This is a genomic window from Thermodiscus maritimus, assembly GCF_055382595.1.
This window is the reverse complement of the sequence record NZ_AP042434.1, coordinates 136188-161670: the sequence shown is the minus strand read 5'-3', so window position 1 is coordinate 161670 and position 25483 is coordinate 136188. Positions and strand designations below refer to the sequence as shown.

The window sequence follows — 25483 nt, the reverse complement described above, 5'->3', positions numbered from 1 at the left end:
GCCGTGAAGGCAGGTGAGGACTGCAGGAGAAGAGTTGAAAAACTTCTAAGCAGGATGGTGGGCAGGATATCATACGACGAATTAGGCAAGGTGCTTAGTAAAGGCCTCGACCAGAACCCTGTGTTCAATTATATTCGAAGCCAAGGCGCTTTCGACAAAAACATAATAATAATCCTAGGTGGGAGGGGTTGCGGGAAAACCCTCCTTATGAAATATGTGCAACACTATCACTCGCCAGAATGGGAGTTCAAATACGTCCCTGGAGATATGCTCAGCGGAAGCGGACTTCAAAAGTTTAATAGTTTAATAGATAATGTTAAAAAAGAGCTTGAAGACGCGGGGGAGAAGAAGATCATTCTTGCACTTGATGACATAGCTGAAGCGAGCGAGGCCGCCATGGGATACATAAAGGATGAAATTATGCCTCTATTACTCGAGCATGCGGGAAGGTTAAAACTCGTCATCGCAGCGCAGAGCGAGCGCACCACCCGGGAAGGGCAAGCTATTGTCTCTAGGATCTTCTCCGATATCCTGGCTAGCGCTCCTAAGGCTACAATGTTCTTTGGCGAGTCCCCCGAAAGATCTCTAACTGAGGCGTTCAAAAAGAGCTACGTTGAAATGACTCCTGTTAAACCATTTAGAGGCGCTACACTGGTTAATCTAGACGCATACTGGTCTAGGATGAGGTCCTTAAGCAAGCTTGATGAGCTGGGTAAAACTATAGTGGGAATCTTTGAGTTCTATATCATAAACGCTGGAGGCGACTGTAGCGAACTATTAGAATACGTTAAGTCTTACACGCACGGTTTGGCGATGCTCGCTCTTGCAAGCCTCCCCAAGGTCGCTGACATCCATGAAGGAGTAATCATTGAATACTACAATCCGGAAGCCTCAAGAGATAGGTTCGTAAACGCCTTGAGCGGCTCTGGTATCGCAGACCTGCTGCTCAAGTTCTTGAGAGATAGGAGAGTGGTGGAGCTGGCCGCTGATTTAGAGAAAGTCTACTCAAGCTACTTGGTCAAAAAGAAAGAAAACATAGATGTAAGCGATCTAAAGAGAGCTATTCTTAACGGCGTAGACGCACTCAGTGCTGAGCTCAAAGCAGAGGCTATAAGGTCCTCGAGCATTCAAGCATTAGGTATAACCCCGCCTGCGGAAACCTATGCAAAGAGCGGATCAAGGAGGAGGAAATCTGGACCCAGGATAGACTTTATACTGTTAAGAAGAACTATTGGCCAGCGTGAATCCGTAATAATAGTGGTTCTCCATGACTTAAAGCTCGATACGAGAGGGTACATTTCGTCGAGCTCTCGAAGGAAGTTTAGAACCCTTATCGATCTAAATGTTCCAAGTGAAGCTGAGGGACGGTACCTCGCCGTCCTGCTCCCCAGCATGGTGAATGCTCTCCGATACGTATATGAGGACGTGAGGAATTTGAGCAGAGTGGGACGCGATGTAGTTCCACTGCAGACTTCAAGACTGGATAATATGGACACGATAGTTGTAAATCTCGTTGCACGCGGCCCCAAGGAGGCTTTGGGGGAGCTGGATCTAAAGGACGTGGATGGAGTAGTCAACGTCTTGTACAGGATTATGATAGGATCAGTCTTGTTCAAGCTGAGAACCCCAGAGGGTGAGCCATGGCTACTGTACTATATTCTCCCAACTGTGGTGTAGTCCTTTTTTCTCCTGCTCTTTTGCGAGGCTGGATTTATTAATTTTCTATGTATTAAACTAATATTTTTAAAATATTGATCGAAACAGGTTCGTGCCGGGACGCGAGCTTTAGATGTACCTCTTGTGCTCGTCCAGCACATACGGCTTCCTCAGCACAAACAGCTTTTCATGATATATCAGCAGGAAGTCTCTCTCCTTCAGCTTGCTCCATTTCTCCCGTGTCGTCTTCATTTTATGCTGGATTTTTATTATTTCTTCTTTTAGTATGAATCCTGTTTTTAGGAGTTCTTGGAGTGCGTAGTGTGTTATTGGAACGTAGTGTTTGCGGATTCTTGTGTCGCCGAGGAGGATCGCCATGTGCCTTCCTGGGCGGAGGACTCTGTAGGCTTCCTCGGCTATTTTCCGTAGCATTTCAAGGTATTCCCCCAGGTTTTTTGCCCTGGAGAGGTCTCCCTGTGTCTTCTCCCCCTTCTTACCGTAGCGTATTATGTTGTAGTATGGTGGGTGGGTTGCTACCAGGTCTATGGTCTCGTCTCTCATCTTGTCTAGGTTGCGGGCGTCACCGTGGTATATTTCCACTTTGGCCTCCAGCATCTCCTCTAATGTGGCGTTTTGGCTTGGGGAGGGACCCTCAATCTGGTTTTTACCTTTGAGTCCCTCTTGGAGTACTGCTGCCTCCTCCAGATGCTTCTCCAGCCAGTACAGCCTGTGGAGTGCTAGTATGACTGCATCATAGTTTATGTCTACTCCTATACAGTTCCTCCCCAGCAGCTTCGCCTCTATGCAGGTGGTTCCACTACCCATCATGGGGTCCAGGATCGTGTCTCCCGGCATAGTGTAAGCGAGGATTAAGGCTCTAGCCAGCTGCGGGGGCCAGTTTCCCCGGTAGTCTCCCCTGTGAGTCGCCCACCTGCCCCTTTTCGGGAAGCTCCACACTGTAGTGCTCGTATCTGTTAGCTCATCTTGCGTGGGATGGAGCCTCCTGACCTTGATTGGCTCCAGCTTTATCTTTGTGTTCTCTACCTGTACTGTGTCGTTTTCCTTGATGTATTCTAGGTAGTCGTCGTATGTTACCCTCTTCATAGTGTGGGGTCCCTCTCCCGGCTTGTTATTGGGCTCACGGGTCATTCGCGGCTTCAGCCCCGCGTGCATGTCAGCGGTATTCTCGTGTTGGATGGTTGAATTGCTCATCCATATTATAGGTGGGGCTGCTGGTGGTTTATGGGAAAGAGTCAAGGGGTATTAGTGGGTTGCTGGTTCTAGAATTTGACGTAGTCTTTTCCTAGTGCTCCGCATATTGGGCATTTCGGCGGGGGCTCCTTGCCCACGTAGGTGTGGCCGCATATCGGGCATATCCAGATGTAGCCGTTGAGGGGCCAGTCCTTGCCCTGGTCCACGTACTTCTTGGCCTCCTTGAATAGCTCTGCGTGTATCTTCTCGGCTGAGAGGGCGTAGTAGAAGCTTATCTCGGCAGCCTTATCCCCCTGTTTCTTGGCTATCTCTATGTATATGGGGTACATCTCGTTTATCTCGAACTCCTCGCCCATTATCGCTAGCTCCAGGTTCTGGGAGGTGTTCCCTATACCTATCGGGGCGCCGGCGGTGATCTTCTCATCCGCCATTACATCCTTGAGCCTCCTCAGGTGGTTTCTCGCATGTATCTGCTCTGCGAAGGCGATTGCGCGGAATAGTCTAGCGACGTTGGGGAATCCCTCCCTCTCAGCGACCTCTGCGTAGATGAGGTACCTCATGTGGGCCATCGACTCTCCCGCGTAGGCGGAGAGAAGGGCCTCTTTAGTCATAGGTCTAGGCTCTGTCACGAGTAATGCACCACTCGATTATACACTTGTAAAGCGTTCCCCGGATAAAAATATCTAGTCGAGCCAGGCTGGGACTGGTCTCGATAAATACATGATTTATCCTAGACTGTATATCCGGCGATTGTCTTGGGCGTCGAGCAGGGAATTGTGAGGGAAGCATACTCACCCCGCGGAGCGACTGTGGCGAGCGAGGAGCCTATAGCCTCAGCCGTAGGCTTATGGATCCTCTCCCAGGGAGGGAACGCTGTAGACGCGGCGGTTGGCGTCAGCCTCGCACTGGCCGTCGTAGCCCCCCACCTGGGGGGTATTGGCGGGGACTATTTCGCCCTCATCCATACCCCTGGTGGGGAGACGCTCTTCATAGATGGATCCGGCCCCGCACCCTCACAGCTGACTAGAGACCTTCTAGTCTCGAAGGGATATGAGAGGGTCCCCCGCCGAGGCCCCCTCTCCACTACCGTTCCGGGGATGATAGACGCCCTATACGAGATGTGGAGGAGGCTTGGAAGCCTAGAGTGGAAGAGCATAGTTATGAGAGTAGCCAGGTTAGCGGATGAGGGATTCCCTGCCCCGCCAAGCCTAGCCCGGGCGGTTGAGGCATACAGGAGCATCCTCTCACAAGACCCTGGTTCCAGGGAGACCTATCTTGGAAGAGACCAGCTGCGCCCCGGCGACCCCGTGAGGTTTCCAGGGCTGGCAAAGCTGCTCCAACTTATCGCCGACGACCCAAGGAGCTTCTACGAGGGCGAGCCGGCTGGGAGGATTGAGGAGTACCTCGCAGAGAGGGGTGGAGTGCTGAGCCACGAGGATATGAGTAGGTACCACTCTGAGTGGAGGACTCCAGTCTCAATAACGTATAGGGGCTGGAGGGTTTGGGAGATGCCGCCGAATACTCAGGGTGTGACAACACTCCACATGCTCTCAATACTAGAACAGTGGAGTCTTCCAAGAGACCCCTCCGACAGGTTCTACTACATACTCTCCGCAGCAGTCCCCGCCTATAAGGCTAGGGACGCCGAGCTCGGAGATCCCCGCTACATGACTATGAGTGTTGAGGAGCTTCTCTCCCCCAACTATACTAGCATGCTGAGGAGTATGGCTGCGAGGGGCCCTCCGAGCTGTGCAGGCGTGAACAATGGGGCGGGATTCGGCGATACAACATACTACGCCGTAGTAGACAGGGAGGGTATGGTTGTCTCCGGGATACAGAGCCTATTCATGCCATTCGGCTCCGCGGTCACTGAGCCGGAGTACCAGGTCACCCTACACGGGAGGGCGAGCGGCTTCACCATGGAGCCAGGGAGGCCCAACACTGTTGCACCGGGGAAGAAGCCCCTCCACACCCTCTCAGCAGTAATAATGGAGTCCAACGACAGGATCATTGCATTGGGGGCTTCAGGTGGACACTTTAGACCCCAGCAGCACGCTTATCTGGTGACGAGCATCGTGGACCACGGCTACACGCTGGGTGAGGCGGTGGCGCTGCCACGCCTCCTATGGGATCCTGGTAGCTGCCGCGTAGTCGCCGATAGATGTGCTAGGGAATCCCGTGTGCCGCCGGGTTATGAGGTGGTTTATGGGAGGACCGGGGTTGCGGCCGCCGTCATGCTTGGGGATAGCGTTGTCTGGGCTGCAACGGATCCGAGGGGAGACGGCTACCCCGCAATAATACAAATATAGCTATTTCTAATAATCCTAATCTTATCGTTTCTTTATTGCCGTGGTTGATTTATAGGGTTGCCTACTCGTTTATTGATGCGAGAATGGACTGCATCTTTGCCAATGCTCTTCCCAATTCAACTCTGTAGCCCAGCGCGGTGAAGCTTCTCTCAAGAGCTGCTATAGTCGCAATCAGCTCGTTGTAGCCGACTTGACCCATATGTCCTATTCGGAATATCTTGCCCTTCAACTCGCCGAGCCCTCCGGCTATCTCTATACCCCTCTTCCGCATCTCCCTGTAGAGACTGGCCCAGTCTACTCCCTCGGGGAGATAGGCTGCCGTCACAGTGTCGGCTTGGAAGCCTTCCTTCGCCACAAGGCTTACTCCCATCTCGCTTAGTGCTGATCTAACGAGTCTCGCCATGATCCTGTGTCTTTCAAACCTCCGTTCTAGCCCCTCCTCTAATATTATATCCAGCGCCTTGTCTAGGGCGTAGACTAAGTTGACAGATGGTGTGACATAGTAGTTTCTCGTCGTCTCCATCTCCCTTCTCAGCATGTCGATATCGAAGTAGAGCGACTTTGATTTGGCCTCTAAATCTCTACTGAATTCCTCACTAAAAGCAACTATTCCAAGACCTGGCGGTGCTCCCAGTGCCTTCTGGGAGCCGGTGAAGCAAACGTCGATTCCCCTCTCGTCCATATTAGACCTCATGCCTCCGGCGGAGGCTACACAGTCTACTACAATCCGCGCCCCATGCCCCTTAGCAGTCTTAGCTAATTCACTAATGGGGTTCGCGACGCTGGTTGAAGTATCCACATGCTGCAGCGCCACCACATCGACATCTTTATGCTTCTCTAGTGCCCTGTCAAGGGCTTCCGCTGTGAAGCCGGACCCTAGAGGGGCCTGTTCAACGATTACACGGGCATTTAGGAGTCTAGCTCCCTTCTCCAAGTAGTTGGCGAAGTAGCCTGTCTTCAAAACTAGAACATTTGTCGATTCTCCTACGACGCTTCTCAACGCCAGCTCCATAGCACTAGTACCACTACCGGGAATTAGGAGGACCTCGCCGTTTGTCTCGAAGACCCGCTTCAGCTTCGCGAGGACGTTACGGTGTACTTCCTCGAACTCGGGCGAGACGTGGTTCACAGTAGGTTTTGCCATGGCGAGGAGGATCTCATGGTCCACGAGAGTGGGTCCAGGGGTCATAAGGATGAGCTTACGATGCGGCATTTTAGACCCCTATTATAATAGAGTTAGCCCGCATTCATAAATCTATTAATCAAGGCATGGCGGGGAGGGCCCTGTGAGGGGCTGAGGCATTACTAGTCTAGTAGATATATATGTAGCCGATTCACTTAATACTCTATCCTAGAGCATGGGATTATGGTGTCGCGATGCAGGAGTACGCTATCGAGACAAGGGAGCTCACAAAGTTCTTCGGAAAGCTAAGCGCAGTCTACAATCTCAACCTCCGTGTCCCAAAGGGCGTAGTATACGGCTTCCTGGGACCCAACGGGGCGGGGAAGACGACTACGATCAAGATGCTTACGGGGGCAGTTAAGCCATCCTATGGGGAGATAACGATCCTAGGTCACGAGATGCCGCGGGAGCGGGTTAAGGCAATGGCTAGGGTAGGCTATATGCCCGAGAAGCCCCTTGCATACGAGGATATGACAATACATGATTTCCTAGTCTATATGGCCCGCCTAGCAGGCCTTCCAAGGGATGAGGCGGTTAGGCAGGCTAGGAGCGTGATGGCCTTCACCGGGGTGGGGAGGCTAGCCTACTATAAGATAAAGGAGCTGTCGAGCGGTCAGAGGCAGAGGGTTATCTTCTCCATGGCCCTCCTCGGCGACCCGGATCTCCTCATACTCGATGAGCCCACCAGCAACCTCGACCCTCTAGGGAGGATGGAGTTCATCGGTAAGGTTCTGGAACTCTCAAGGAGGGGGAAGACGATCTTCGTCAGTTCCCACATTGTGGGGGAAGTTGAGAGGATGTGCAATTATGTGGGGCTCATAAAGGATGGGCAGCTGGTTGAGCAGGGTAGGCTGCGTGACATCGTCAATGTAGAGTCTGAAGACTACGATGTAATAGTCTCTGACCCGGAGAGGCTCCTAGAGTTCCTCCGGGATAAGGTCTACGTGAGGGAGGCGTGGGTGGAGGAGGGGGTTGTAAGGGTCCGCCTCGATGAGAGGTTGATGGAGGAGTTCTTCCACGAGATTCCAAGGTTCCTGGCAGATAACGGGATAGCCCTCAAGCTCTTCAAGCCCCACATAAGCCCACTCGAGAGGATGCTCATGAAGCACTTCAGCTTGGAATTGGGGAGGGAGGCGCAGTGACCCGGTCGATTACACCTTTCATGGCGCTCGTCGAGTCAGAGTTCTCTAGGATGGTTGGATCCAGGAAGTTTAAGGCCCTCTTCGCAGTAACACTGCTGCCAAGTATAATCTACCTCCTAAGCCCAAGCCCGCAGGGAAAGGGCGTGGACGCAATGCTGGAGGGGGTAGAGTCCCTCCTAGCAAACCTTATACCAAACTACTGGCTGGGGATAATAGGCCAGTTCATAGCCATAATACCCATGAGCGACCTGATAGCGGGGGAGATAGACCGGGGCACTATAAGGCTCCTCCTAGCCAAACCGATCAGGATAAGCGAGATCGTGGCTGGAAAGTTCCTCGCAGGCCTCGCAGCCCTCATGATCCTCTACGGGACCCCTATCGCGATAATCCTCGCATACGCACCCCTACCATACCATGCAGGCCTAGACGGGCTCGAGAAGGTGGCTGAGCCACTGCTCTACGCAATCGCGGCAACCATGCTAGTACTAGTCCTCCTCGGAAGCCTCACAATACTAGTCTCCTCCATCATACCACGACCACTATACGCTGCCCTAGCAGCCTTCGGCCTAGTATTCCTGGCACAGTACCTCATACCACAGATCCCCTACATAGAGAACCCGGAGGACTACACTCTAACCCACCTTGCACTGGTACTCCTAAAGCCTGGATTCACGAGCATTGAATTGGGGATGGTGGCCGGCGACCCACTCCGGGAGGCGGCGGCCTCCCTCCTCATAGCCTTAGCCTTACTAGTAGGGTCTTGGATCATCCTGTCCCAGAGAGACTACCCCGTCTGAAGCCTCAATATGTATGCTCTTATTTTAATAACTTGAAATAATATATGATCCCGGTGAGGAAAGTGCCCGTAGTGGTAGTGAATAGGATTACTGCGAAGGATAAGGAGTCGTTCAACCGCATTGTGGAGGCTTTCAAGCACAGGTCCCATATGGTGGAGGATATGGAGGGCTTCATGGGCGTAGAGGTGCTGGTTAACGAGGAGGATATGGAGGTACTAGTGCTGACGAGGTGGAGGGACCTGGAGAGCTTCAAGCGGTGGGTTGAGAGCGAGGAGTTCAAGAAGGCCCACTCCGGCGAGAGGACTAGTGGCATAAACGCGGAGAGCGAGGGGAAGGTCTACATAACGCTGGAGAGCTAGTTTACCCAGCATTCTACTCCGGCCTGAACTCGGGGATCTCCTCCCCGCGAGCCAGCTTATCCAGCGCCTCCAGCATCCACCCTGCTAGGTTTGTGGCGAGGGCGAAGGTTGACCCGATATACGTGTATGCTGAGCTCGGGTCGCCTGGCGGGAAGTATGCTAGTATGAGGTCCCTGTCAACCCCTATCGCGACCTTGTACCGTGTTGGAATGGTTAGGAGTGCCTCTAGGAACCTTAGCTTCTCGCTGCATTCAAGCTTCTCGAGAGAGTCGACCACGCCCTTGAAGCCAGCGTGGCTCTGCGGCCTACCATCCTCTAGGCACTCGGAGGTATAGGCGAAGGCCCTCCCCTCCTCGTCGAGGGCGAAGAAGCTGGTGAGGGTCCCATCATCCGCTATCATTGCGGGGAAGCCTGCGGCTTCAAGGGTCTTCCGGGCCTCCTCCATGGACTTCATGCAATCACTGCTAGGTGGCAAGCTAGCACCCGGGTATGCCTGGGGTGGTTGGTGGGGGGTATTATTATGGTGGGGCCTATGGGAGGAGGGCTGCGAAGGCCACAGCTAGGCTTGCCAGTAGTAGTAGGATGCCGTACTGGATCCTGCCCCCATCATCTATAGGGGTCCGGGGTGAGCCTGGAGTCATACCCCTCGAGTATAGGGAGTACTCAATCATCCTTCCCCTCTTCAGCTGGGCTAGAACCGAGCCGGTTAGAGGATCCCTGAGCCCCTTACCCAGAAGCCTCTGGCTCGCATACGCTGTTGCAAGGTCGCTAGCCGCCTGGGGAGCGAGCCTGTAGAGTAGCAGGGTGATGTCGTGGAGGAGAGGAGCCCTCCTGGCGAAGAGGCTGGCTAGCCTCACAGGTGTTGTGGTTGAGAATGATAGGAGGGTCCCCGAGGATAACCCGTATACCCTTCCAGTGAGGACGAGGCCCCTCTCCAGCCAGGGCATGGTGAGGGGCTTATAGGGGGAGATGAGGAATACTGCTACTGCAACGAAGGCTGTGGGCAGTATGGATGCTATGAAGGCGTACTTCGCCCTCCTCCACCCGGCTAGGGGGTGGAGTGCAAGCGGGTAGACTAGTGCGACCGCCATCTTCGCGGGGGTTGAGGCTTCTAGTATGGCGGCCCACGATACTAGTAGGGCTAGGAGCTTCAAGCCAGCATGGGCCTTATAGACTAGCCTATCCTCCTCCTCATAGTTTATGGCGGCCTCTATCCTCTGGAGGAGCCAGGGTATCATGCCTGGGACACCCTCCCCTCCCTCACAGTGTAGATCTTATCTGCTAAGCCAGCAAGCTCCTCGTCATGAGTCGCCATAACGATCGTGTAGCCCTCGCTCCTCAAGGCCAGTATCGCCTCGGCTATCACCCTCCTATTCCAGGGGTCAAGGCCCACGGTGGGCTCGTCTAGGAGGAGGAGCCTCCTCCCAGACAATGCTACGAGAGCTAGCGCGGCGAGCCTCTGCTCTCCACCGCTAGCCTTCAAGATGGGCTTGTCAATAATCTTCTCGGCCCAGCCTGGAGGATCCCCTCCGAGCGCCTGGGCCTCATCGCGGAGGGTCCCCCGGGAGAACAAGAGGAGGGGGTCTGGGGGTAGGAGGGCGGGCTTCTCCCCAACAACCACCCGCCCCCTGCTCGGGGATAGGATTCCAGCTAGAACCAGTAGTATAGTCGTTTTACCCGAACCGTTGGGGCCGAGCAGCGCTACTATCTCTCCCCGCCCCGCCTCGAGGCTCGCGCCGCGGAGGGCCCACCTTGATGATCCAGGATACCTAGCCCAAACACCCTCCACCCTCACAACAGCCCCACCGCCCCGCTTAGCAGGGGGTGGCTTCATTGGCAGCGGCGGCCCCCTAGCACACCCCTCAGTTAAGCTTACCCTTACGGTATAGCACTTGTCCGCCATCTCATGTATTCTTTTATCATGGCTTGCCACCAGCAGGCCCAGCCCCCTCCTCCTCAGCTCCTCAAGTATTAGCTGGAGCGAGCGGGCGGAGGGCGGGTCTAGGTGGCTGCTGGGCTCGTCTAGTAGGAGGTACCTTGGATCTCCCGAGAGAACGCCTGCGAGCGCAGTCTTCACTAGCTCTCCAGTGGAGAGCCTGTGAACTGGTCTTCCCGCGAGCCTGGCTATGCCGAGGAGCATGAGCGCCCTCTGGGCTCTTTGGAGAACCTCGCCCCGACTAAGGCCCCAGAGGCTAGGTGTTAGGGCGGCCTCCGCGAACACCGTGGGTCCCACAACCTGTGCTACTGGATCCTGCTGGGTCCCCTGAAGGATCCTCCTTATAGCTCGGGGGTCCCTCAACGGATCCACTCCATCAACTAGTATGCGTCCCTCAACCCTGCCTGGGAGATAGTTCGGTATGATCCCCAGGAGGACTCTGAGTATGGTTGTCTTCCCTCCCCCGTTGGGGCCGGATAAGACTACGATACTACCAGGCTCCACGGTGAAGGAGGCGTGATCAACCACTATTCTGTCGTCGAGCCATACCCGGAGCCCCTCTACCTCAATCATAACCCGCCCGCCTGACCGCCGAAACCAGGGGTAGGGCTATGCTCGCCCCTATAAGGGCCTGGCCGAAGTTGACGGGTATCTCCGCGGCGGCGGAGACGCCGTAGCCTAGGACTATTGACTCGTATAGGAAGTAGCCCGTCACCATTAGGGTCCCTCCGAGGAGCATTCCTATGAGGGCTGATGAGTAGCGTGGGTCGCTCCTCAACACGACGTATATGATCCAGAGGCCCACGATCAGGCTCACCAATACCCAGGCCCAGAGGGGGATGTGGAATGAGACGCTCCTACCCCAAATCTCTAGAACCGTGTCGCCGCCATAGAGTGCTCCGTAGAGCACTGATCCCGCAGCCACTATTGATCCAGAGACTAGGAGGGAGAGGGGTAGGGCTAGCTTCCTCAGAGTCTCCCTGCTGAGCCGGGAGAGCCTGACATAGACTAGCCCGGTGAGGTATCCCTCCAGCCCCTTTATCACAAGGGTGCCAGGGGCGTAGTGGCTGTAGCCGAGATAGAGGTCTGCGAACGCACTCCCAATACCACCGGCTAGTCCACCTATAATCGGCCCGCCGAGGACTGCGCTCGTGTAAACCATGCTCTCTCCTAGATTGAAGTAGCCCTCAGTGATGGGGGTCGAGACGGAGATAAGGGTGGCGGCGAACACTAGGGCTGCATAGATCGAGGTATATACAACTATACGGATCCAGCTCCTCGTCTCCCCGCCCGTGTTCTCCCCGTTCGTCAATACCGTGATCCACCCCCATATCGGGGTGCATCAGCTGTTATCCCGTTTAATGTCCTATGCCTGCATAGTAAAAAGGGTTTCCTGGAGAATAATTTATGCCTGCCTCCTCTATCCGCCTCAATTAATTTCCCAGGGACTATCTCTGCGTCGCGAATAAGTTTATGATAATAATGAATATATTAACCAATATATATAAGCCCCGTATACGAGCCTAGACATGGATGAGAGAAATGCCGGTCTTAAAGTTAGGAGTGATAGCTTCGACGTTAGAGCTGCATGGCGATGAACCAGGAATGATGGGTGGTTGCTGTGGAGGTTTTATGGGGTTCGGGATGATTTTCTGGATAATATTCCTGGTATTGTTGGTGGTTTTAATTATAGCTTTGGTGAACCATGTATCCTCTCGCAACAATTACAGCGAGGTCGAAGAGTTGAGGGAGGAGGTCCGCCGCTTGAGGAAGGAGCTGCGTAGGCTGAAGGAGGAGGAAGAAGAATAGCCTTCTACTCGAGCCTCTAGAAGGGCTAATGGTACTTGTAATATTCGGGCTGGGAATAGTCTAGTCAATTTATATAATTTTATATTATGATGAACTAATAAAATATAAATACTCTAATTGAAAACGCACAGAGCTAGAGGTGTATACGAGCTTGTCCACGGAAAACCACGCCAGCGATAATTCATCCCAGCAGAGCGTCCAGGTCGATGAAACAAAGATGTGGTAGCTGATAGCGTGGGTCCTAGGCATTATAGGAGCGATAATAGCCTACGTAGCTGGCCCGAAGGATGACCCTAAGGTGAAGCACTGGATAAGGAACTCTATTGCCCTAACAATAATTTGGATCATAGGCGCGATATTCCAACCTATCCCAATAATAGGAGTAATAGGGTGGCTGATCGTGCTGGGGGCCTTGATCATATGGATTATAGGGATACTGAAGATACTCAATGGAGAATTATGGGAGCCTCCCGTAGTCTCCAGGATAGCAGTGATGATAAACATATAGAGGATCTCCTCCATAAGGGCAGATAATGTCTTTTTATTCTGCTGGATGCTAGTGGTAATGCTTGCTTACTCACATAATTATTCTATCCTAACTAGTTAAAAAATACTAACTTCTACTTAATAATTCCAGTCCCAGCATGTATCTTAAACGGTGCTTGCCGTGGCAGGGGAGGGGAACAGCCTGCTGGAGGAATACATGAAGATCGTATACGCTAGGAGGTCTGTCCGCAGGTATAAGCCTGTAAAGATCCCGATGGAGCATGTAAGGGTCATGATGGAGGCGGCGCAGAGGGCGCCTACAGACGCCGCCCTCCACCTCTGGAGCGCGGTGCATGTTAGGGATGATGAGAAGAAGTGGAGGATCGCGGAGCTTACCGGTCAAAGACATATAGGGGAGGCCAGCGACTTCTTCCTCTTCATCGCCGACCTCTATAGGCTGGAGAGGCTCCTCGAGTACCGTGGGGAAGAGATGGGGGACGTAGACCATGCACTCCTGCTCTTCGCCGCGATAGACGCGGGGTTAGCTGCTGAGAACCTAGCGCTAGCAGCGGTGAGCATGGGCTACGGGACCTGCTTCATTGGGGCCGTCCATAATGCCGCGGAGGAGATTATAGGCTTGCTGAAGTTGCCGAGGAAGACCTACCCTCTCTTCGGCCTTGTAGTGGGGGTCCCCAACGAGGAGCCTCCACTGAGGCCTAGGCTCCCACTAGAGACTCTCTTCCACAGCGAGGAATACCACGAGTACAGTGAGGATGAGTTGGCGGAGGCCTACGGGGTTATGGCCCCTATAACGAGGAGGGGAGACTACCTCCGGCTCCTAAAGAGATACGTTGGCAGGGGAGGATACTTCGAGGTGAGGAACAGGGAGCTTCCAAGACTACTAGAGAAGATGGGCTTTAAGCTATAGTATATGCGTGATTGTAATTACCGGTACTTATACTTTCATAGAAGACTCTTAGCGATCTAATCCACCGGATAATACGCTCCCCCCACACTCCATCCTCACCAAGAAAACTGCAGGTGCACATGAGATGATGAGGGGCAGCTGGCCTTACCACGAGAAGCCGCTGCTGGTCTTCTGGGAGACAACAAAAGCCTGCCTGCTAAAATGCGAGCACTGCAGGGCTGAGGCGATAACAGAGGCTCTTCCAGGCGAGCTCTCGACCGAGGAGGGTAAGAGGCTAATCGACATGGTCGCCGAGTTCGGCAGGCCGTCGCCAATACTCATCTTCACGGGCGGCGACCCCTTGATGAGGAGGGACATCTGGGTGCTCCTCGAATACGCCCGCGACAAGGGGGTTAGGAGTGCCATGGCTCCAAGCGTAACCCCCCTCCTAACAGAGGAGGCGATAGACCGTATCTCATCCATGGTTGGAGCCGTGAGCCTCAGCCTCGACAGCCCCTACCCGGAGGTACACGATGACATCCGGGGTATCGAGGGTACATGGGAGCGGACCGTCTGGGCGCTGAGGGAGTTTAAGAAGAGGAAGGTTAGGGTCCAGGTAAACACTGTTGTGATGAAGAAAACCGTCGAGGGGCTAGCGGATATGGTTAAGCTCCTCAGGGATCTCGGGATAACAACGTGGGAAGTCTTCTACCTAGTACCAGTGGGGAGAGGGGAGAGGAGCCAGGACCTGACACCTAGCGAGTGGGAGGATGTCAGCCACTTCCTCTACGAGGCCAGCAGGTACGGGGTGAGGATAAGGACTACGGAGGGGCCAATATTTAGGAGGGCTGCCCTTACAAGGAGATACTATGAGGCTAAAGACAGGCTGGCTGAGATTGACGAGCATCTCGGCCCCCTCTACCATAGGCTCATGGAGAGGCTTAGGGAGCTCCTCGGCGACCCCGAGGGTCCCCCGCTTGCCCACACCACTGGAACGATGGATGGGAGGGGAGTGGTATTCATCTCATATAATGGCAGCGTTTACCCGAGCGGATTCCTCCCCCTCTCCGCGGGGAACATTAGGCATAGGAGCCTAGTCGAGATTTATAGGAGAAGCCTCCTCTTCTCCAGCCTACGTGAGAGGCTTAAGGGTAAGTGTGGGAGGTGCGAGTTCCGCGATATATGCGGGGGCAGCAGGGCCAGGGCATTCTCCTACACAGGGGACCCCCTCGCAGAGGACCCCTCCTGCCTCTACGAGCCTGGTAGCCTTCCTATGGAGGTGTTAGAAGGAGTTGGCAGGTAGCGTGGTAGACGAGGTATCCCTATCCGGGTTTGAAAAGGACCTCCTCATGGAGCTCCAGTACAGGTTCCCCAGAAGCCATCGCCCCTTCCACGTTGTAGCTGAGAGGCTTGGGGCGAGCGTAGACGAGGTCGTCGAAGCACTGGCTAAGCTGAGGAGGGAGAAGAAGCTGAAGAGGATAGGCTACTATGTCAACTATAGGAGTAAGGGGTTGAAGGCCGCCCTCATCGCCTACCGCAGCGAGGGCAAGATTGGGGAACTGGCAGCCATCTACCAGAGGGACCCCCACGCCACCCACGTCTACCTCCGTGACCACCCGGTTTACGATGTATGGGTTGTTACTAAGAGGCCCACTATGGAAGAGCTGGTCGCCCACGCCAAGAGCGTGTCGGAGCAGCTTGGCATCGACTACGTCATATTATACAGTGTGAGAACCTACAAGCTGAGCGTGAAGTACGACCTCTACAAGGGGATCTCGTGGGCCGGCGAATACAGCTATGTGAACCCAAACCCTCCCAGCTCGCTCGAATATGGGGTGGAGCCTGGAAAGCTCAACCTCTTCAAGTCACTAGAGCTCTCAGCAAACCCCTACTCGAGGATCGCTCAGAGCCTGGGAGTGAGCGAGGAGGAGGCAGCGGCTCTAGCGTGGAGACTGTTGGAGGCAGGTATCCTGGGGGACCCCGGCGCGGCCCTAGACGGTCACAGGGTGGGATTTGTGGAGAACGCTATGGTTGTAATGGAGCCGGCTGGCGTCGAGGAGAGGCTCTGCGAGTGCGTATCGAGCCTACCATTCGCGACCCACGTGGTTCAGAGGGCGAGCATACCGGCTGGGAAGTGGAAGCACACCTGCTACTTCATGGTCCACGCCGTGAACAGGAGGCTGATGGAAGAGGTGATCTCCGAGGCGGTAGAGAGGTGTGGTCCCAAGAGCTACCATGTGATCAGGAGTATTGAGGACCTCAAGCCTGGGGTGGTGAGGTGAGAGGGCCGTGATCCCCCTATCAGTTATGGCGACGGGGAAGGGTACTGTCTCTACTAGGATAAAGGGTAGGTATCATAGGGGCAGGCCGAGCAGGTTCACCAGCCTGCTCAGGCCGGTGGTATTCTGGAACGTCACATACAAGTGCAACCTGCACTGCGAGCACTGCTACATAAACGCGGGGCCCAACCCTGGCCTCTCGGAGCTGAGCATCGAGGAGACTATGAGGATAGCGAGGGAGATAGTTGAGCAGGGGATCCCGCTGGTAGTCTTCACGGGAGGAGAGCCCCTTATAAGCGAGAAGTTCTGGAAGCCCCTCGAATACTTCCACAGCATGGGAAGGCCGAAGACGAGCGTCTCAACAAACGGGACCCTCATAGACGAGAAGAACGCTGAGAGGCTCGCCAGGCTCGGAGTCTCCTATGTGGGGATAAGCCTCGACAGCCTCGACCCAGAGGTTCACGACAAGTTCAGGGGCGTCAAGGGCGCTTGGGAGGCGGCGGTGCGTGGAATGAAGAACTCCGTCGCAGCAGGCCTCCCCACAGGATTAAGGGTGACCGCGACCAGGTGGAACACGGAGGAGGTCCCCAGAATGATCGATTTCGCCGCCGAGCTGGGCCTTCAGAGGGTTAGCGTTTACCTACTAGACACTATAGGGAGGGGTAGGGAGCTGGTAGAGGACCTGCCGAGCCACGAGCAGCTGAAGAGCATGATCGACGCCCTGGTAGAGAAGGCCCGGGAGTACGAGGGCGCTTTGGAGATACTATTGGTGAGGATGAACTTCGCAGGCATCTACCTAGCAGATATACTCTCGAAGACTAAGAAGGAGTTCCAAGAATACCTGGAGCTTGTGGGGGCACAGGGGGACTGTGGTAGGAAGACTGTAAGCATATACCCCGACGGCACTGTGAGGCCGTGCCAGTTCATAGACTACGTGGTGGTAGGAGACCTCCGCAGGCAGAGGCTCAGCGAGATACTGACCCCGGAAAACCCGAAGCTGAAGCCGTTCTTCAACATTCCATCGAGGTTGAGGGGGCCGAAGTGCTCATCCTGCCCCGTAAAGGAGGTCTGTGGAGGAGGCAGCAGGAATAGGGCGCTGGTGGTGAACGGGGACTTCTGGGGCGATGACCCGTCATGCTTCATAGACACATGGGCTTTGGGGAGGAAGTGGTATGGAGGCTGAATGGCTCCCCTTCTACATAAACCCCCGAGGCCTCAAAGCAGTGGTGTTCGGAGGGGGTGGAGTAGCGTCTCGGAGGGCTCGAATGCTAGCTGAAGCGGGGGCGAGGGTGAGGGTATACGCTCTAGACTTCACCCCCGAGCTCACTGAGCTAGCGGAGAAGGGACTGGTGGAGATAGAAAGAGTTGACTTGAGGGACGCCAATATAGGCGAGCTTATTGGAGACGCGGTTATCGTGGTCATAGCAGTAAGTGATAAGGGTCTAGCAGAGAGGATAGCGGGGGAGGCTTTAAAGAGGGGGATCCTAGTCAACAACGCCGTCGAGGCGCGGAAGGGCAACATGATAGTCCCCTACCGCGGCCGGACCAGCTACGGGCTCCACATAGCAGCCACCAGCCTGGGCGAGACGGGTGTTGGTGCTAGGAGGGCGCTGGAGAGAATCCTCCAGGTCCTTGAGAGGGACCCCTACTACAGGACCCTCTATAGGGCTATGGCTAGGCTGAAGAGGTACTTGAAGGAGAACGTGGCGGATCCAAGGGCTAGATTTAAGGCTAACCTCGCCGCCGACGCTGACCCAGAGGTTCACAGGCTCGCTGGGGAGGGCGATGAGGAGGGTGCATATAATAGGGCTCTAGCCGCAGCGCTGGAATCCATCAAGGACCCCCGTGATCCAGGAGGCGACTAGATCCATGCTGCCCTCTAGAATAGAGGGCAGCCTAGTACAGCCCTGCCCGTCTAGGATCTCGGTGAGCTTGCTGGGAGCCATTACGAGGGGAGCATACACTCTATTATCAGCGCACTCGACCCGCCCACCATACTCGTAGGGCGTGGACTCAACCTCTACCCCGAGCAGGTTTGAGAGCCTCCTAGCGAGGCGTCTGGCGGCCTCCTCCCTCTCCCTCAGCCTCCTCCTAGACGCATAGTATATGAGTGTAACCCCTCTCCCCCTCCCCCGCCGGGTAGCCCTGTGTAGTGGCGTAGGATGTGCTCGATAACCACTGCCTCGTTCAGAGGGCCAACAACGCGGTCACCGAACCTTTCTGCAACCGTCTCATGGTGGCCTCCGCTGAAAACGAATAGGCTAACGACCAGGTCTGGAGAAGCATTGTAGCCTTCGAGTGAGTCTACGTCGACATGGTTTACTCTAGCGTCCAGGAGGCTTGAGAGGAGCCTCGTGAGCCCCTCATAAGCCTCGCCCGCATCCACCCGCACAGGCCTATGATGAACTATTAGCAGCTCCCTCAACTCATACTCCCCACACCATCCATTGCTGCAGAGGGATACCCGTCTTCGTACTTACAAGTAATTACTGCATCGAAGCCGCTATGCAGGCGAAAATACTATGGTGGATATCCCCCGCACCAGCCCAACCCTTGTCTAGGAGGCTGAGGGTTGGAGGAGTTAACAATAGAACCATTCGATAGTATAGCTGTAGTATACGCTTCACACAAAGAGGCCCCCCTGGACGTGATAGGAAGACTATCACAGGCTAGGGAGGAGGTCTACAGGCTGAGGAGGCTGGTTAAGGGGCTGGTAGTACTCTCCACCTGCAACAGGTTCGAGGTATACTTGGATGGAGCAACACCCAGTGCCGTCGAGGAGGTTGCGGAGATATTCAGGAGGTACGGGGTGGAGCCAGGAATAGCCTGGGGTAGGGAGGCTGTCGAGAGGATACTCAGGATAGCCTCCGGGCTAGAGAGCAGGATCATCGGTGAGCCCGAGATCCTAGGCCAGGTTAGGAGAGCCTGGAGCAATGCCAGGGAAAAAGGCTACACCAGCCCCCTCCTAGACTCGATATTCCACCAGGCGGTGGTGACTGGTAAGAAGGTGAGGGCCCAGACCGGGATATCTAGGGGCCACGCCAGCTACGCCTCGGCAGCAGTTCACCTTGTAGCCAAGAAGCTGGGGGGACTCGATGGTAAGAGGGTGGTGGTTGTTGGAGCGGGGGACGCTGGATTGGGGGTCCTCCGCATACTCTGCAGTATGCATAGGCCTGGCGAGGTAGTAGTCTATACGAGGGACCCGGGGAGGGCTCGGGGAAGTGTTGATGCAGCCTGCCCCGGTGCAGATGTGAGGGAGAGGTCGAGGCTTGGGGGTGATAGGGGGTTTGACGCCGCCTTCATAGCAGTCGATGACCCAGACACGCTGAGTGTTGAGTCGGATATAGCGCGGATAGTGGTCGACCTCTCAGTCCCACCAGCCTTGAGGGGAGTGAACGTCTACGGTCTCACTGATTTGGAGGAGGAGATTAAGGGTGTTATTGAGGAGAGGAGGAAGTGGATGGGGGAGGCCCTGGAAATAATCAGGGGAGACCTCGCCCGCCTCGAAGAGAGGGTCAGGCAGAGGAATGTTTCCAGGATCCTCAAGCTCCTCGTGGAATACGCAGACCACCTTGCCAGGGTCGAGTCCGGGAAGGTGAACGGTTGCAGGGACCCCTACCTGGTTCTCTCCTCATTTTCCAAGAAGCTCCTCCACCCTCTCATGGTGAGCCTCCGGCAGACCGCTTCCCAAGCCTGGAGGCTCGATGAATTCATACGTGTACTAGAAGAGTCGTATTCTAGAAGGATAAGGGGTGATGTGGGTGACGGGCATAACTAGCCTGCCAGGATACCCTGTCTCTAGGCCTAGGAGGCTCCGCCTCCTCCCAGGGCTAAGGGATCTAGTCGCCGAGGCGGGCCTCGAGCCCAGGTCTCTCATGCTCCCAGTATTCGTCTCGGAGAGGGTTGCGAAGCCTGTTGAGATCGAGAGTCTACCGGGCCACTACTACTACCCCCCAAGGAGCCAGGAGCTGGTGAAGCTTATACAGGAGGCCCTAGATCTTGGTGTGAGGAGCTTCCTCCTCTTCGGCTATCCCAGGCAGAAGGATGAGGAGGCGTCCAGGGCCCATGCCCGCGACGGTCCAGTGCAGGAAGCGATTAGGAGTATAAGGAGGGAGCTTGGATACGAGCCGGTGATCGCGACAGACCTCTGCATATGCAACTACCACAGCAGCGGCCACTGCGGGCTGCCAGGGAAGTGCAGGTTCGGGGACTGTATCGACAACGACTCAACCCTAGAATTGTACAGGAGGATCGCTGTGAGCCAGGCTGAGGCTGGAGCAGACATTATAGCGCCTAGCGGGATGATGGACGGTCAAGTCAAGGCTATAAGGGAGGCCCTCGACGATAACGGCTACTGGGACACCGCCATCATGGCCTACAGCGCCAAGTATGCTAGCAACTTCTACGGGCCCTTCAGGGAGGTATTGGACTCTGCGCCCAAGTGGGGAGATAGGAGGTCCTACCAGGCCGATCCCCGTAACGCCCGGGACGCCCTGGTGGAGGTGGCACTCGACCTCCAGGAGGGAGCGGATATCGTGATGGTTAAGCCGGCCCTAGCATACCTCGACATAATACGCCTGGTGAAGGAGCGGTTCCCATACGCTCCCCTAGCAGCGTATAATGTGAGTGGAGAGTACATGATGGTCGAGCTAATGGCGAGGCACGGATACGCTGATAGGAGGAGCCTCATGATGGAGGTCCTCTACGCTATAAAGAGGGCTGGAGCCGATATAGTGATCACCTACCACGCCCTAGAAGCGGCGAGGCTGGTGAAGGGGCAGTGACTGGGGACCCCGAGAGGATATTGATGGAGGCATCCCGCTACCTAGTGGGCGGGGTGAACAGCCCGGTTAGAGCATTCTACAAGCCACTCCCCCTCGTAGTGGCGAGGGGGGAGGGACCCTACATCTATGACGTAGCAGGGAGGAGGCTGCTCGACCACGTGCTCGGCTATGGGCCACTAATACTCGGCCACAGGCACCCCGCGGTACTGGAGAGGGTTAGGAGCACCCTTGAGAACGGCTGGCTGTACGGCGCCCTAACAATTGATGAGGTGAGGCTTGCCGAGAAGATACTCCACCACATCTACCCCGGGGGGCTCATAAGGTTTGTTAACAGCGGGACCGAGGCTACAATGCTCGCCATCCGGCTTGCGCGGGGCTTCACGGGCCGGGATAAGATCGTTAAATTTGAAGGCTGCTACCACGGCGCCCACGACCATGTCCTGGTGAAGGCTGGGAGCGCTGCGAGCCACCTGGGGGTTCCAACAAGCAAGGGGGTCCCACAGGCTGTAACCGGGCTCACATTAGTGGCTAAATACAATGATCCAGAGGGGCTAGAACAAGTATTCAGGGAGCATGGAGACGATATCGCCGCGGTTATCGTTGAGCCGGTTATAGGGAATTATGGAGTAATACCCCCCAGGAAGGAGTTCCTCCAAGCCCTCACGAGCCTTACGAGAGAGTATGGGAGCATCCTCATATTCGATGAAGTCATCACGGGCTTCCGCCTAAGCCTCGGGGGCGCGCAGGAGTATTATGGGATAAGAGCAGACCTGGTGACCCTCGGCAAGATCATAGGCGGGGGCTTCCCCATAGGAGCAGTAGCCGGCAGGAGGGAGATAATGGAGCTCCTAACCCCTAAGGGACCCGTCTTCAACGCTGGAACATTCAACGGCCACCCTGTATCTATGGCGGCGGGCATAGCAACAATAGAGACGCTGGAGAAGGAGGGCCTTAACCGAGCGTCGAGGGCTGCGAGGGCGTTGGAGGAGGTGATCTCCGACACCCTCCGGCGCAGGGTAGGCGACTACACGGTTAACAGGGTTGAATCCATGCTCCAATTCTACATAGGCGTCGACCGGGTGGAGACCCCATTAGACGTTGCACGAGCCGACAAGGATGCCTACTTGAAGATCCACGAGGAGCTTTCTAGGAACGGGGTTCTCATAGCCCCGAGCCAGATGGAGGCCCTCTTCACGAGCATCGTCCACGGCGACGCGGAGATAGAGCTGTTCCAGGAGGCCTTCGAAAAAGCCGTTGAGAGGGTGGCCAGGGATTGAGGATAAGGGTGGCGGCGAGGCCTTCCCGCCTCAGCCTCCGCCAGGTAGAGATCATTATGGAGTACATCTCCACAAGGCTGGGCGGAGTCAGCTACGAGGTGGTGAAGACCCAAACCCGGGGGGACAGGGAGAGGGATAAGCCCCTACACGAGATCGGGGGCAAGGGCCTCTTTGAGAGGGAGGTAGACAAGCTAGTCCTAGAGGGTAGAGCGGACGCCTCCATACACAGCCTGAAAGACCTGCCCAGCCAGCTACCCAACGGGCTAACGATAGTCGCAGTCTCACCCAGGGGGCCACGGGAGGACTCGCTCATACCAAGGAGGGGGAGGCCCGCCGTCGCCCCGGAGAAGCTGCCCAGCGGAACCGTAGTGGCAGCGGGGTCTCCGAGGCGCAAGTACGAGCTCCTCCACGTTAACCCCAGGGTTGAGACAACCTGGATCCGTGGCAACATAGACACGAGGCTGAGGAGGCTGGACGAGGGGAGAGCAGACTACCTGATCACTGCTGAGGCCGGCCTTGTAAGGCTAGGTATAGGGAGGCAGAGAGTAGTTCTGCCAGTGAAGCCCTTCACGCCGGCACCCGGCCAGGGGATCATAGCCCTGGTTGCTCCGAGCGAGTCTAGTACTGCAAGGCTCCTCTCAAAAGCGACTCATAAGCCTACGCATATGGAGATGCTCGCCGAGCGAGCCTTCCTCGAGGCACTCCAAGCCGGGTGCGCGAAGCCTGTGGGGGGAGTATCTTTCTATAAGGATGGACGGTTGAGGTTCATCGCCGCCTCATTCTCCGGTGATGGGAGGGCGGAGTGGATCACTGTGGAGGGGAGGGACCCTTTGGAGGTGGGTGCTCGTGCCGCGGAGGAGGTCAAGCGGCTCCCATGGTGGTAGAGTAATCCTTGTTGGTGCTGGCCCCGGGGATCCGGAGCTTATAACGGTGAAGGGACTCAAAGCCCTCAGGGAGGCTGACGTTATCGTCTATGATAGGCTGGTATCCCAGGAGCTTCTAAAGCATGCATCGAGGGACGCCGAGCTCATATACGCTGGGAAGGCTCCTGGCAGGCACACGCTATCCCAGGAGGAGATAAACGAGATCCTCGTCGACCGGGCGTCTAGAGGCTACACTGTGGTGAGGCTAAAGGGGGGAGACCCCCTCACCTACGGCAGGGGTGAGGAGGAGTGCCTACACGTAACCCTACACGGGATACCCTGCACAGTGGTCCCCGGGGTTCCAAGCTATACGGGGGCGAGCGCTGAATACCTCATCCCTCTAGGGGCTAGAGGGTATAGTAGAGCATTTACAGTCGCTACAGGGACAATAGCTGGGGATAAACCCCTAGACGTGGAGAAGACCGCGAGGATAATCGAGGCTAGCGATACAGTCGTGTTCCTAATGGCTGCCCGGAGGGCTAGGAGCATACTCGAGCTGGCGGTGAAGGTTAGGGGGCCAGGAGACTACGCTGCTGTAGTAGAGAAGGCTACTCTACCTGGCTCCAACGCGGTAATCGGGAGGATAGGCGACCTGCTGTCACGGGGCATAGAGCTGGCTCCCCCAGCAATCCTATACATTGGAGGCGGTGTCAGGTGGAGGGCGGAGAAGCTAGGTGTAGAGCCCTAGTATTCGGCCCGGATAAGCCGCCAGATCGCCTCGGACCCTGCAGGGTCGAGTGGCACCCAGTGCTATCGCCTGAGCCCATCCCCGGCTCCGCGGGGGCCCTCATAGCTTTAGGTGGCTGGGTGGACAGCGTAGCCTTCACGAGCCCCAGGGCTCCCAGGTTCCTCTACAAGGACGCAGTAGAGTCTGGATTACTGGAAGAGCTGCTTGACTTGGTGGGGAGGGTTAGAGTCTACGCGATAGGCCCTAGGACTAGGGACGCTGTTGCCTTAACCCTAGGCGTCGAGCCACTGCTCCCCCCGAGGTACCGTGGGGAGGATCTCGCCCGCCTCATAGCCATGGATGGTATGAGGAGGGTTGTGGGGGTTCGCTCTCCCGATGCTCTAAGGGATCTCCCAAGGATCCTGGCCGAGTCCCGAGTCTCATACGTTGAAGTATACTCATATATGGTTAGACCGTGTATGGAGTGCCTTAGGGGTGTTGAGGCCTCTCCCACTGACTACATAATTGCTACAAGCCCTATGATCGCGAGGCTATTAGCAAGGAGGGGGTTGAGGGGGAGGTATGTTGCTATTGGGCCAAGTACTGCTGAAACACTAAAAGGCTACGGTTTGCAACCCCATTGCATCCCAGGAGAGTATACCCTGGCCGGGGTAGCGGAGTGTTTAACGAGGCTAGAAGGCGGTGAGTGATGGAAATAGATGTTAGGAGAGTACAGAGGGTTGGAACTAGCAGCCTTGTTGTGACATTGCCGAAGGAGTGGGCGAGGAGGCATAACCTGGCCCCAGGCTCTCAGGTCATGCTCGTCGATGAAGGGGACAGTATCAAGATCATGCCGGTCTCAAGGACTAAGGACGCTGCTATGGAACTAGATCTCTCTAAGCTGCCGGAAAAGCTTGCAGTATCTACGCCCCTTTGCATATACCTCTCACCCGCCAGCGAAGCCGAGGTGGCGTTTCCATCAAGGAAGGCCCTTGGTGATGCTAAGAAGAGGTCGCTTAACCTCATGGGTCTACAGATCTTCGACACTCCCGAAGGTGAGAAGGCTAGGATCGAGGTACTCCTGGATCCCTCCAGGATCGACCTCTCAAAGCTTTTGAAGACGCTTACTGTGAGCGTGAGGGAGACTGTGGACCTCCTCGTAAAAGTCCTCCGTGGAGAGGGGGACGGGGTCGAGGAGAAGGTTGAGCTCGTCCGGACCCAGTTCCTGAGGACCCATTATATTGTACTAAGATATCTGGCTGCAAAGTATACCAGGAAGGGGGGTCTAGAGAACTATCAGGTAACCCTTTCCACCAGCTATGCTGGCTTCGCGATCGACCTCCTCCAGGAGCTTATACTTACAACAAAGAGGCTCGCCCTCAACGGTGTTGACGGCGAGGATCTAGAGGCCCTCATTAATATAGCAAGAGGGATAGAGGTCTCCGGAGACCTGCTCTTCAGGACACTAGCCAACCCCAGTGTTAAGAGGCTCGTAGAGCTGCAAGGGGAGCTCATGAAGACTAGGGCGCTCTCAGAGCAGTTAATGCTCGGCGCGAAGAGCAAGGCTGCGGCCGTGATAGCAGGGAAGCTCCACGATATAACTAGGCTCATGATAATCTCATCCTACGTGGCAGTATGCAGGGTTATAGCGGGCCTCGCCTCTAATAAGAAGTAGGCCCGGCTCCCCCGGATCGAGACGATCTTGTACAAGACCAGCATTGTAATAATCAATATCCCCGATGCTGTGAACGGCAAAA

Annotated in this window: 28 protein-coding genes; 20 read left to right on the top strand and 8 right to left on the bottom strand. The window is 55.6% G+C overall.

Features of this window, described 5'->3' with window-relative positions:
• Nucleotides 1–3 precede the first annotated feature (3 nt).
• A complete protein-coding gene (locus ACZ47H_RS00840; protein ID WP_464933339.1) occupies nucleotides 4–1677 on the top strand; it encodes an AAA family ATPase in 1674 nt (557 codons plus the stop codon).
• A 108-nt stretch (nucleotides 1678–1785) separates the two neighbouring features.
• Here ACZ47H_RS00840 and ACZ47H_RS00835 read toward each other — a convergent pair whose 3' ends face one another.
• Nucleotides 1786–2805 carry a TRM11 family SAM-dependent methyltransferase gene (locus tag ACZ47H_RS00835; protein WP_464933338.1) on the bottom strand — a complete coding sequence of 340 codons (1020 nt, stop codon included), beginning with the start codon at nucleotides 2803–2805 and terminating at the stop codon, nucleotides 1786–1788.
• A 131-nt stretch (nucleotides 2806–2936) separates the two neighbouring features.
• Nucleotides 2937–3497, bottom strand: coding sequence for a rubrerythrin family protein (locus tag ACZ47H_RS00830; protein ID WP_464933337.1), 561 nt, complete (start codon nucleotides 3495–3497; stop codon nucleotides 2937–2939).
• Nucleotides 3498–3623: 126 nt separating this feature from the next.
• On the opposite strand from ACZ47H_RS00830, the gene ACZ47H_RS00825 reads away from it, so the two are divergent.
• Nucleotides 3624–5177: a gamma-glutamyltransferase family protein gene (locus ACZ47H_RS00825; protein ID WP_464933336.1), complete on the top strand. Its 1554-nt coding sequence runs from the start codon at nucleotides 3624–3626 to the stop codon at nucleotides 5175–5177.
• A gap of 61 nt (nucleotides 5178–5238) precedes the next feature.
• Here the strand turns inward: ACZ47H_RS00825 and ACZ47H_RS00820 are convergent, their stop codons facing one another.
• Nucleotides 5239–6390, bottom strand: coding sequence for a pyridoxal-phosphate-dependent aminotransferase family protein (locus ACZ47H_RS00820; RefSeq protein WP_464933335.1), 1152 nt, complete (start codon nucleotides 6388–6390; stop codon nucleotides 5239–5241).
• Between the two features lie 164 nt (nucleotides 6391–6554).
• Here ACZ47H_RS00820 and ACZ47H_RS00815 point away from each other — a divergent pair, with 164 nt between their 5' ends.
• The 3 genes from ACZ47H_RS00815 to ACZ47H_RS00805 all read left to right on the top strand — a co-directional run bounded on the left by ACZ47H_RS00815 (nucleotide 6555) and on the right by ACZ47H_RS00805 (nucleotide 8658).
• Nucleotides 6555–7502: an ABC transporter ATP-binding protein gene (locus ACZ47H_RS00815; protein WP_464933334.1), complete on the top strand. Its 948-nt coding sequence runs from the start codon at nucleotides 6555–6557 to the stop codon at nucleotides 7500–7502.
• A complete protein-coding gene (locus ACZ47H_RS00810; protein WP_464933333.1) occupies nucleotides 7499–8299 on the top strand; it encodes an ABC transporter permease in 801 nt (266 codons plus the stop codon). The genes ACZ47H_RS00815 and ACZ47H_RS00810 overlap by 4 nt, the downstream gene beginning before the upstream one ends.
• A 62-nt stretch (nucleotides 8300–8361) precedes the next feature.
• Complete coding sequence (locus ACZ47H_RS00805) at nucleotides 8362–8658, top strand: antibiotic biosynthesis monooxygenase family protein (RefSeq protein ID WP_464933332.1); 297 nt, start codon at nucleotides 8362–8364, stop codon at nucleotides 8656–8658.
• Nucleotides 8659–8671: 13 nt separating this feature from the next.
• On the opposite strand, the gene ACZ47H_RS00800 is transcribed toward ACZ47H_RS00805, so the two are convergent.
• The 4 genes from ACZ47H_RS00800 to ACZ47H_RS00785 are packed head-to-tail and all read right to left on the bottom strand — an operon-like array spanning nucleotide 8672 to nucleotide 11906.
• A complete protein-coding gene (locus tag ACZ47H_RS00800; protein ID WP_464933331.1) occupies nucleotides 8672–9133 on the bottom strand; it encodes a hypothetical protein in 462 nt (153 codons plus the stop codon).
• A gap of 55 nt (nucleotides 9134–9188) precedes the next feature.
• Entirely contained in the window at nucleotides 9189–9896 is a 708-nt protein-coding gene (locus tag ACZ47H_RS00795) for an energy-coupling factor transporter transmembrane component T family protein (RefSeq protein WP_464933330.1), read from the bottom strand.
• Nucleotides 9893–11167 carry an ATP-binding cassette domain-containing protein gene (locus ACZ47H_RS00790; protein WP_464933329.1) on the bottom strand — a complete coding sequence of 425 codons (1275 nt, stop codon included), beginning with the start codon at nucleotides 11165–11167 and terminating at the stop codon, nucleotides 9893–9895. The genes ACZ47H_RS00795 and ACZ47H_RS00790 overlap by 4 nt, the downstream gene beginning before the upstream one ends.
• Nucleotides 11160–11906: an ECF transporter S component gene (locus tag ACZ47H_RS00785; protein WP_464933328.1), complete on the bottom strand. Its 747-nt coding sequence runs from the start codon at nucleotides 11904–11906 to the stop codon at nucleotides 11160–11162. The genes ACZ47H_RS00790 and ACZ47H_RS00785 overlap by 8 nt, the downstream gene beginning before the upstream one ends.
• 230 nt (nucleotides 11907–12136) lie before the next feature.
• Between ACZ47H_RS00785 and ACZ47H_RS00780 the strand changes: the two genes are divergently transcribed.
• The 8 genes from ACZ47H_RS00780 (at nucleotide 12137) to ACZ47H_RS00745 (ending at nucleotide 18079) form a co-directional block, all read left to right on the top strand.
• Complete coding sequence (locus tag ACZ47H_RS00780; protein ID WP_464933327.1) at nucleotides 12137–12403, top strand: hypothetical protein; 267 nt, start codon at nucleotides 12137–12139, stop codon at nucleotides 12401–12403.
• 226 nt (nucleotides 12404–12629) lie between these two features.
• Complete coding sequence (locus ACZ47H_RS00775; RefSeq protein WP_464933992.1) at nucleotides 12630–12911, top strand: magnetosome magnetite crystal formation protein family; 282 nt, start codon at nucleotides 12630–12632, stop codon at nucleotides 12909–12911.
• Between the two features lie 159 nt (nucleotides 12912–13070).
• On the top strand, nucleotides 13071–13817 hold the full coding sequence (locus ACZ47H_RS00770) for a nitroreductase family protein (protein WP_464933326.1): 747 nt from the start codon (nucleotides 13071–13073) through the stop codon (nucleotides 13815–13817).
• Between the two features lie 124 nt (nucleotides 13818–13941).
• Complete coding sequence (locus ACZ47H_RS00765) at nucleotides 13942–15099, top strand: TIGR04053 family radical SAM/SPASM domain-containing protein (protein ID WP_464933325.1); 1158 nt, start codon at nucleotides 13942–13944, stop codon at nucleotides 15097–15099.
• Nucleotides 15089–16078, top strand: coding sequence for an Lrp/AsnC family transcriptional regulator (locus tag ACZ47H_RS00760; protein WP_464933324.1), 990 nt, complete (start codon nucleotides 15089–15091; stop codon nucleotides 16076–16078). The genes ACZ47H_RS00765 and ACZ47H_RS00760 overlap by 11 nt, the downstream gene beginning before the upstream one ends.
• A 7-nt stretch (nucleotides 16079–16085) precedes the next feature.
• On the top strand, nucleotides 16086–17258 hold the full coding sequence (locus ACZ47H_RS00755) for a radical SAM/SPASM domain-containing protein (RefSeq protein ID WP_464933323.1): 1173 nt from the start codon (nucleotides 16086–16088) through the stop codon (nucleotides 17256–17258).
• Nucleotides 17248–17940, top strand: coding sequence for a precorrin-2 dehydrogenase/sirohydrochlorin ferrochelatase family protein (locus ACZ47H_RS00750; RefSeq protein ID WP_464933322.1), 693 nt, complete (start codon nucleotides 17248–17250; stop codon nucleotides 17938–17940). Before ACZ47H_RS00755 ends, ACZ47H_RS00750 begins: the two co-directional genes overlap by 11 nt.
• A 4-nt stretch (nucleotides 17941–17944) precedes the next feature.
• Nucleotides 17945–18079: a hypothetical protein gene (locus ACZ47H_RS00745; protein ID WP_464933321.1), complete on the top strand. Its 135-nt coding sequence runs from the start codon at nucleotides 17945–17947 to the stop codon at nucleotides 18077–18079.
• 76 nt (nucleotides 18080–18155) lie between these two features.
• Here ACZ47H_RS00745 and ACZ47H_RS00740 read toward each other — a convergent pair whose 3' ends face one another.
• Nucleotides 18156–18500, bottom strand: a complete 345-nt coding sequence (locus tag ACZ47H_RS00740; RefSeq protein WP_464933320.1) for a hypothetical protein — start codon at nucleotides 18498–18500, stop codon at nucleotides 18156–18158.
• Between the two features lie 147 nt (nucleotides 18501–18647).
• Here ACZ47H_RS00740 and ACZ47H_RS00735 point away from each other — a divergent pair, with 147 nt between their 5' ends.
• Genes ACZ47H_RS00735 through ACZ47H_RS00705 form a run of 7 tightly spaced genes read left to right on the top strand, consistent with a single transcriptional unit; the run spans nucleotide 18648 to nucleotide 25401 of the window.
• Nucleotides 18648–19853 carry a glutamyl-tRNA reductase gene (locus ACZ47H_RS00735; protein ID WP_464933319.1) on the top strand — a complete coding sequence of 402 codons (1206 nt, stop codon included), beginning with the start codon at nucleotides 18648–18650 and terminating at the stop codon, nucleotides 19851–19853.
• Nucleotides 19837–20859 (top strand): porphobilinogen synthase, encoded by a 1023-nt coding sequence (gene hemB / locus ACZ47H_RS00730; RefSeq protein ID WP_464933318.1) that lies wholly within the window; start codon nucleotides 19837–19839, stop codon nucleotides 20857–20859. Before ACZ47H_RS00735 ends, hemB begins: the two co-directional genes overlap by 17 nt.
• Nucleotides 20856–22136, top strand: a complete 1281-nt coding sequence (gene hemL / locus ACZ47H_RS00725; protein WP_464933317.1) for a glutamate-1-semialdehyde 2,1-aminomutase — start codon at nucleotides 20856–20858, stop codon at nucleotides 22134–22136. Before hemB ends, hemL begins: the two co-directional genes overlap by 4 nt.
• A complete protein-coding gene (gene hemC / locus ACZ47H_RS00720) occupies nucleotides 22133–23020 on the top strand; it encodes a hydroxymethylbilane synthase (protein ID WP_464933316.1) in 888 nt (295 codons plus the stop codon). Before hemL ends, hemC begins: the two co-directional genes overlap by 4 nt.
• Entirely contained in the window at nucleotides 22983–23747 is a 765-nt protein-coding gene (gene cobA / locus ACZ47H_RS00715; RefSeq protein ID WP_464933315.1) for a uroporphyrinogen-III C-methyltransferase, read from the top strand. The genes hemC and cobA overlap by 38 nt, the downstream gene beginning before the upstream one ends.
• Nucleotides 23714–24436: a uroporphyrinogen-III synthase gene (locus ACZ47H_RS00710; RefSeq protein ID WP_464933314.1), complete on the top strand. Its 723-nt coding sequence runs from the start codon at nucleotides 23714–23716 to the stop codon at nucleotides 24434–24436. The genes cobA and ACZ47H_RS00710 overlap by 34 nt, the downstream gene beginning before the upstream one ends.
• Nucleotides 24436–25401 carry an AbrB/MazE/SpoVT family DNA-binding domain-containing protein gene (locus ACZ47H_RS00705; protein ID WP_464933313.1) on the top strand — a complete coding sequence of 322 codons (966 nt, stop codon included), beginning with the start codon at nucleotides 24436–24438 and terminating at the stop codon, nucleotides 25399–25401. Before ACZ47H_RS00710 ends, ACZ47H_RS00705 begins: the two co-directional genes overlap by 1 nt.
• Nucleotides 25402–25483: the final 82 nt, after the last annotated feature.

Coding starts and splice junctions, on each gene's coding strand:
- ACZ47H_RS00835 (WP_464933338.1), bottom strand. CDS start 2,805: ATGACCCGTGAGCCCAATAACAAGCCGGGAGAGGGACCCCACACTATG.
- ACZ47H_RS00820 (WP_464933335.1), bottom strand. CDS start 6,390: ATGCCGCATCGTAAGCTCATCCTTATGACCCCTGGACCCACTCTCGTG.
- ACZ47H_RS00815 (WP_464933334.1), top strand. CDS start 6,555: ATGCAGGAGTACGCTATCGAGACAAGGGAGCTCACAAAGTTCTTCGGA.
- ACZ47H_RS00795 (WP_464933330.1), bottom strand. CDS start 9,896: ATGATACCCTGGCTCCTCCAGAGGATAGAGGCCGCCATAAACTATGAG.
- ACZ47H_RS00790 (WP_464933329.1), bottom strand. CDS start 11,167: ATGATTGAGGTAGAGGGGCTCCGGGTATGGCTCGACGACAGAATAGTG.
- ACZ47H_RS00780 (WP_464933327.1), top strand. CDS start 12,137: ATGCCGGTCTTAAAGTTAGGAGTGATAGCTTCGACGTTAGAGCTGCAT.
- ACZ47H_RS00765 (WP_464933325.1), top strand. CDS start 13,942: ATGATGAGGGGCAGCTGGCCTTACCACGAGAAGCCGCTGCTGGTCTTC.
- ACZ47H_RS00750 (WP_464933322.1), top strand. CDS start 17,248: ATGGAGGCTGAATGGCTCCCCTTCTACATAAACCCCCGAGGCCTCAAA.
- ACZ47H_RS00745 (WP_464933321.1), top strand. CDS start 17,945: ATGCTGCCCTCTAGAATAGAGGGCAGCCTAGTACAGCCCTGCCCGTCT.
- ACZ47H_RS00705 (WP_464933313.1), top strand. CDS start 24,436: ATGGAAATAGATGTTAGGAGAGTACAGAGGGTTGGAACTAGCAGCCTT.